The sequence below is a fragment of the Streptomyces sp. NPDC058683 genome (assembly GCF_042716195.1).
GTDB lineage: Bacteria > Actinomycetota > Actinomycetes > Streptomycetales > Streptomycetaceae > Streptomyces.
In genome coordinates this window covers 80,971-87,138 of record NZ_JBHXSK010000050.1, presented here as the reverse complement: position 1 = coordinate 87,138, position 6,168 = coordinate 80,971, and the positions used below count along the sequence as shown (strand labels likewise).

Annotated in this window: 6 protein-coding genes; 5 read left to right on the top strand and 1 reads right to left on the bottom strand. The window is 71.9% G+C overall.

The window, feature by feature from the left end:
• Nucleotides 1–109: 109 nt before the first annotated feature.
• Nucleotides 110–424 carry a hypothetical protein gene (locus ACFWXC_RS40860; protein WP_384487195.1) on the bottom strand — a complete coding sequence of 105 codons (315 nt, stop codon included), beginning with the start codon at nucleotides 422–424 and terminating at the stop codon, nucleotides 110–112.
• Nucleotides 425–798: 374 nt separating this feature from the next.
• Between ACFWXC_RS40860 and ACFWXC_RS40855 the strand changes: the two genes are divergently transcribed.
• The 5 genes from ACFWXC_RS40855 to ACFWXC_RS40835 are packed head-to-tail and all read left to right on the top strand — an operon-like array spanning nucleotide 799 to nucleotide 6,149.
• Nucleotides 799–2,031: an exo-beta-N-acetylmuramidase NamZ domain-containing protein gene (locus ACFWXC_RS40855; RefSeq protein ID WP_384487193.1), complete on the top strand. Its 1,233-nt coding sequence runs from the start codon at nucleotides 799–801 to the stop codon at nucleotides 2,029–2,031.
• Nucleotides 2,028–3,011, top strand: a complete 984-nt coding sequence (locus ACFWXC_RS40850; RefSeq protein ID WP_384487191.1) for a GNAT family N-acetyltransferase — start codon at nucleotides 2,028–2,030, stop codon at nucleotides 3,009–3,011. Before ACFWXC_RS40855 ends, ACFWXC_RS40850 begins: the two co-directional genes overlap by 4 nt.
• Complete coding sequence (locus tag ACFWXC_RS40845; RefSeq protein ID WP_384487189.1) at nucleotides 3,008–4,324, top strand: ABC transporter substrate-binding protein; 1,317 nt, start codon at nucleotides 3,008–3,010, stop codon at nucleotides 4,322–4,324. The genes ACFWXC_RS40850 and ACFWXC_RS40845 overlap by 4 nt, the downstream gene beginning before the upstream one ends.
• The gene (locus ACFWXC_RS40840) at nucleotides 4,318–5,283 is read left to right on the top strand and encodes a carbohydrate ABC transporter permease (protein WP_384487187.1); all 966 of its coding nucleotides are present in this window, start codon (nucleotides 4,318–4,320) and stop codon (nucleotides 5,281–5,283) included. Before ACFWXC_RS40845 ends, ACFWXC_RS40840 begins: the two co-directional genes overlap by 7 nt.
• Nucleotides 5,280–6,149, top strand: a complete 870-nt coding sequence (locus tag ACFWXC_RS40835) for a carbohydrate ABC transporter permease (RefSeq protein ID WP_384487185.1) — start codon at nucleotides 5,280–5,282, stop codon at nucleotides 6,147–6,149. The genes ACFWXC_RS40840 and ACFWXC_RS40835 overlap by 4 nt, the downstream gene beginning before the upstream one ends.
• Nucleotides 6,150–6,168 lie beyond the last annotated feature (19 nt).

Here is a 6,168-nt window from a genome sequence, read left to right as displayed (position 1 = left end):
ACTCCCCCCCCCCGCCCCGGGGGTGTGCCCCGCCCGCCCCCCCCCGGGTGGCGCCCAACACGGGGCCGGGTGCGGCGCCACCGGGCTGTGGGGCTGGACTGCCCGCGGCCTAGCGGGGGTTGAAGACCACACTCGCGAAGTGGACGCTGCCGGCCGCCGAGTGCCCGGCGGGGATCCGGCGCGCGGTGCCCTTGCACTTCTGCTTGCTGTAGACGACGAGCGCCTTCTTCGTGGCGTTCTGCGGACCGCGCGCCTCCTGCGCCATGTCGAGGCACTTGCGCTCCGGCGGGTTCTGGATGGCGTACGCCTTGCCCTGAGGCCCCACCCAGACGAACGACCCGTCGGCGGCGGCGGCCGGGCCGATGGTGACGACGGCGAGGACGAGCCCGCCGAGAGCGGCGGTGAGCGGACGGCTGAGACGCATCGTGATGTCCTTCGTGAGCGGTGAAAACGGTGACGACGGTGAAACGGTCGGTGACGACGGAATCGACGGAAGAGACCGAGACCCGGCGCCATCACACACCGTCATCGCGCCCGTACGCTCCGGCGACACGGAAACGTCCCACGTCCGGGGGACCCTCGTCGGCGTGTCGTGGCGCTCCGGCCCGGCGCGCGGGGCGGTGGTCCCGAGGGCAAGTGCGGGACCGGTGACGGTGGTTGATCGATGCCCGTCACCCGTGCGCCTGTTACTGAGGAGGCGCGGGAACCGTCGGCGATTCATGGACGCTAAATGCGGGACATAAGAGTAAATTCCCGACCATTGCTTGCGAGAGGTGTCACCGGCGGACGGGGCAAGGGATGAGCACGGACGAGGGTGTCGCGGTGACGACCGGGATCGCGCGACTGCACGACTCGCCCGGACTCGCCGGGCCCGGCCGGTTCGCACTGGTGACCAACCACGCCGGAGTCCTTCCCGATCTGCGCCCGGCGGCGCCCGCGCTGCTGGCGGCGGGCGCGCCACTGACCTCCCTGTTCGGCCCCGAACACGGGGTGCACGGGACCGGCCAGGCCGGCGAGTCCGAGGCGGTCCGGTCCGACCCGGACACCGGCCTGCCGGTCTACGACACCTACCGGCGCGAAGGCGGGCACCTCGACAAGCTGTTGATCGACAGCGGCGTCGACGCCCTGGTGTACGACCTCCAGGACATCGGGGCCCGGTTCTACACCTACGTGTGGACCATGTTCGACCTGATGGTCTCGGCGGCCCGCACCGGCGTCCGGTTCGTGGTCGCCGACCGGCCGAATCCGCTCGGCGGACTCGTCAGCGAGGGCCCGCTGCTGGACCCGGCGTGGGCCAGCTTCGTCGGGCGCGCCCCGATCCCCGTCCGGCATGGTCTCACCTGCGGCGAACTCGCCCGGCACCTCAACGCCTCCGCCGTGCCCCAGGCGGCGGGCGGTGCCGTCGAGTTGACGGTCATCGAGGCCGTCGGCTGGCAGCGCGCCATGGACGCCGAGGCCACCGGCCTGCCGTGGATCGCCCCCTCGCCGAACATCCCGACGCCCGCGACCGCCGTCGTCTACCCCGGCACCTGCCTCTTCGAGGGGACGAACCTCTCCGAGGGCCGCGGCACCACGCAGCCCTTCGAGATCGTCGGCGCCCCCTACCTCGACGCACGGTTCGCTCCGGCGCTCGCCGAACTCGGCCTGCCCGGAGTGCACTTCCGCGACCTGCGTTACGTGCCGGCCTTCCACAAGCACGCCGGGCGGCCGCTGCGCGGAGTCCAGCTGCACATCACCGACCGCGGGGCGTTCGCACCCGTACGCACCGCCGTCGCGATGCTCGGCGTGGTCCGCCGGCTGTACCCGGACGACTTCGCCTGGCACTCCGTGGACGGCGGCGCCGAGGGGACCGGCCACCGGCACTTCGTCGACCTGCTGTGGGGGTCCGACCGGTTGCGGCGGACCGTCGACGCGGGCGAGGACCCGCTGCCGCTGTGCGATCCGCCGGCCCCGCCCGGCCGGTGGGCCGGCGACGACGTACTGCTCTATCCCGCAGAACTGGCCTGCCCGGAAGGACGATCCCGTCGATGACCGACCGCACGACGACAACCCCCGCCGGGATCCGTGGCTTTCGTGCGGGCGACGGTCCCCAGGTGGTGGAGGCCTGGCGCCGCAGCGCACCGGCCGACCCCATCACCCCGGACCGCTTCCGCACCCTGGTGCTGCTCGACCCCAACTTCGATCCCGAAGGGCTGCGGATCGCCGTCGACGGGGACCGGGTGGTCGGCGCCGCCTACGCGGTGCGGCGGCAGACACCGATGGCCGGTACCGACCTGGAGCCGGAGCAGGGCTGGATCCCGTTCTTCTTCGTCGCCCCGGACGCCCGCGGGCGCGGACTCGGCCGCCGGCTGCTGACCGAGGCCCTCGACTGGCTGCACGGCCACGGCCGTACCCGGGTGGACTTCTCGGCGTACACCCCGAACTACGTGTTCCCGGGTCTGGACACCGAGGCCTACCCGGAGGCGGCCGGGCTCCTGGAGTCGCTGGGCTTTCGCACGCTGTACGAGGCGGCCGCGATGGACCGCGGCCTGGTCGGCTACCGCCTCCCGGACGACGTCGCACACCGCCTGGACCAACTCACCGGGCGGGGCTACCGGTTCGCCACCCCGGCCGACGACGACCTGGTGGATCTCCTCGCGCTCGCCGGGCGCGACTTCGGTCCGGACTGGGCGTGCACGATCCGGGCGTGTCTGGCCGCGGGCACACCGCTCGACCGGATCGTCGTCGCCCGCGACCCGGCCGGCCGCATGGTCGGCTGGGCGATGCACGGCGCGTTCGACTCGGTGGACGAACGGTTCGGCCCCATCGGGGTGCTGGAGGAGATGCGCGGCACCGGACTCGGCGAAGTCCTCCTCCACCTGGTCCTGGAACGGATGCGGGCCCTGCGCGCCCACTCCGCGTGGTTCCTGTGGACCGGCGCACAGTCGCCGGCCGGCCACCTCTACCGCAAGACCGGATTCACCACGACCCGGGTGTTCCGCGTGCTGCGCCGCGAGGCCGCCGCCCGATGACACCGACACCCCCGGCTGGCCGGCTGAGCCGCCGTCACCTCGCGCTCGCACTGCCCTCGACGCTGCTCGCGTCCGGCTGCGGCGCGCCGTCGCGGGGCACCGGGCGGCCCGGGGACCCGGTCGTCCTCACCCTCCTCTCGCACTACGCCAGCGGGGAACTCAAGAAGGCCCTCCAGAGCCCGGTCGACGAGTGGAACGCCACCCACGACCGGGTCAAGGTGGCGACCAAGGCCGTCGAGTTCACCGACCTGCTGACCACGTTCATGGTCCGCCAGGCCGCGGGCCAGGGCGCCGACATCCTCCAGCCGTACTGCCTGTGGAACGGCCAGCTCGTCCAGGCCGGCGTCCTGCGGCCGGCCCCGGCCGGGCACGCCGCGGAGATCAGGCGCGGTTACGGCGCCGCCGCAGTCGGCTCCTCGTCGGTGGCGGGCCGGGTCTACGGCTACCCCACCGAGACGCAGACGTACGCCCTCTACTACAACAAACGGCTGTTGCGCGAAGCCGGCGTCGACGGACCCCCGCGCACCTGGCGGGAGCTGGAGGAGACGGCGTACCGCACCGCCCGGCGGGACGGCTACGGCAACACACTTGTGCAGGGGTTCGGCCTGTCGACCTACGACGACTCCACGACCGTCGGCCAGACCCTCGCTCTGCTCAACGCCGCCGGCGGACGGTTCGTCGCCGCGGACGGCCGGAGCACCGTCATCGACTCGCCGGCCGGCCGGGCCGTGCTCGACCTGGAGCACCGCCTCGTCGCCAGGGGCGCGAGCGCCCCCGGCGTCAACGTCTACAAGGCCTTCGCGTCCGGGCAGGTCGCCATGGTGATCAGCGCCGGCTGGTGGACCGCGAACCTCAAGTCCCTGATGGGCGAGGCCTACCGCGACGTCGGCGTGGCGCCCGTGCCCCTCCCCGAGGCGGACGGCCGACACGCCACGCTCTCCACCGGGTTCATGCTCGGCGTCAACACCGCCAGCGAACACCCGCGCGAGGCCTGGGAGTTCCTGCGCTGGCTCAACACCGAGAAAGTGCGCGGCGCCACCCGGATGAGCGCCCTCCAGGTGTCCGTCGGCTCGCTGACCGGCCGCGCCGACGACATGCGGACCCTTCTCGGCGCGGCCGGCGACCCGAACCTGCGGCCGTTCCTGGACGCGCTGGCCTACGCGGTGCCGGAGCCGAACGGGCCGGGCGCACAGCAGGCCAAGTCGCTGCTGCGCAAGAACATCGAGGCGCTGTGGACCGGCCAGCAGTCCGTCGACGAGGCCCTGCACACCACCCGCCGCCAGGTCGACCAGGAGGTGTCGCGCTCATGGTGAACGCCACCCTGACAACGGAGGCGACAGAACGGGCGGCCCCCCACCCGTCCGCCGTCGGCGTCCGCGGCAGCGGACGCGACCGGCAAAGGCGCCGCCAGGCCGTCGTCGCCTACCTCTTCCTGGCTCCGACACTGCTGTTCTACGCCGTCTTCCTCGCCCTGCCGCTCGGCTTCGCGCTGCTGCTGTCCATGTCCCGCTGGGCGGGCTTCGACCTCGGCGACATCGACCCCGTCGGACCGGACAACTTCGCCCGCCTCTTCGCGGACGGGGCGACGTTCCTGACACCGGTCCTCACCAACACGCTGCTGTTCGCCCTCGGCACCGTGGCCCTCGCGCTGGCCGGCTCCGTGCTCGTCGCCACCTGCATCGACAAACTCCGGTTCCAGGGGCTGTGGCGCACCCTGTACTTCCTGCCGATCGTCACCACCGTCGTCGCCGTCGGCAACGTCTGGAAGTACATGTACGAACCCGGCGGCCTCGTCAACGGCGTCCTCAACGCCCTCGGACTCGGCTCGGTGGCGTTCCTCCAGGACCCGGACACCGCGCTGCCCGCGGTCGTCGTCGTCCAGGCCTGGGCCTCGGTCGGCTCGGCGATCCTCGTCCTGACCGCCGGACTGAAGTCCGTCCCCCAGTCGTACTACGAGGCCGCCGCGCTCGACGGCGCCGGGCCCGTCACCGTCTTCTGGCGGATCACGCTGCCCCTGCTGCGGCCGTCCCTGCTGTTCGTGTGCATCACCCAGTTCCTCACCGGCCTCCAGTCGTTCGCGCTGATCATCGTGATGACCAAGGGCGGACCGGGGGACGCCACCGACGTGGCCGCCCTCGAGATGTACCGGCAGGCCTTCTCCTACGGCGACTGGGGCACCGCGAGCGCCGCCGCCTTCGTGCTCTTCGCGGTCGTCCTCGCGGTCACGCTGGTCCAGCTGTGGCTCTTCCGGCGCAAGGGGGAGGACGCGTGATCCGCAGACGGTTCCCCTGGCTGTCGTATCTGCTGGTCGTCACCGGCGCCGTGCTCACAGTGGTGCCGTTCCTCGACATGGTGATGACGTCCTTCAAGGGCGCCGACGAGGCCGGCCGGCTGCCCTACCGGTTCCTGCCCGAGGCGTTCGACCTGTCCAACTACCGGGCGGCCGTCGACCAGCTGGACCTGCCGGTGCTCTTCCGCAACAGCGTCGTCGCCACGGCCGTGATCAGCGGTTCGGTGCTGGTCACCTCGTCGCTCGCCGGCTACGCGCTCGCCAAACTCCGCTTCCCCGGCCGGGACCTCGTCTTCCGCCTGGTGCTGTCGACGATGATGTTCCCGCCGTTCCTCTTCCTCGTCCCGCACTTCCTGATCCTGGTGCACTGGCCGCTGGCGGGCGGCAACGACCTGTTCGGGCGCGGCGGCGCCGGCCTGACCGTCAGCATCGCGGCGCTCGCCATGCCGTTCCTCGTCAGCAGCTTCGGGATCTTCCTGATGCGCCAGTTCATGGTCTCCGTCCCGGACGAGGTGCTGGAGGCCGCCCGCATCGACGGGGCCGGCGAGTTCACCGTGTGGTGGCGGATCGTCGTCCCGCAGACCAAGCCGGTCCTCGTCACCCTCGGACTGCTGACCTTCGTCGACGCCTGGAACGAGTACATCTGGGCGCTGCTCGTCTCGACCGCCAACCCGGACGTGATGACCCTGCCCGTCGGCATCCAGCTCCTCCAGGACTACGTCGACCCGACCCGTACGACGCCGATCGTCATGGCCGGCCTGGTCCTGAGCACCCTGCCGGTCCTGGTGCTCTTCCTGCTGCTGCAGAAGCACTACATCCGTGGTGTGATGCTCAGCGGTCTCAAGTGAACCGCGCATCCTACCCAGA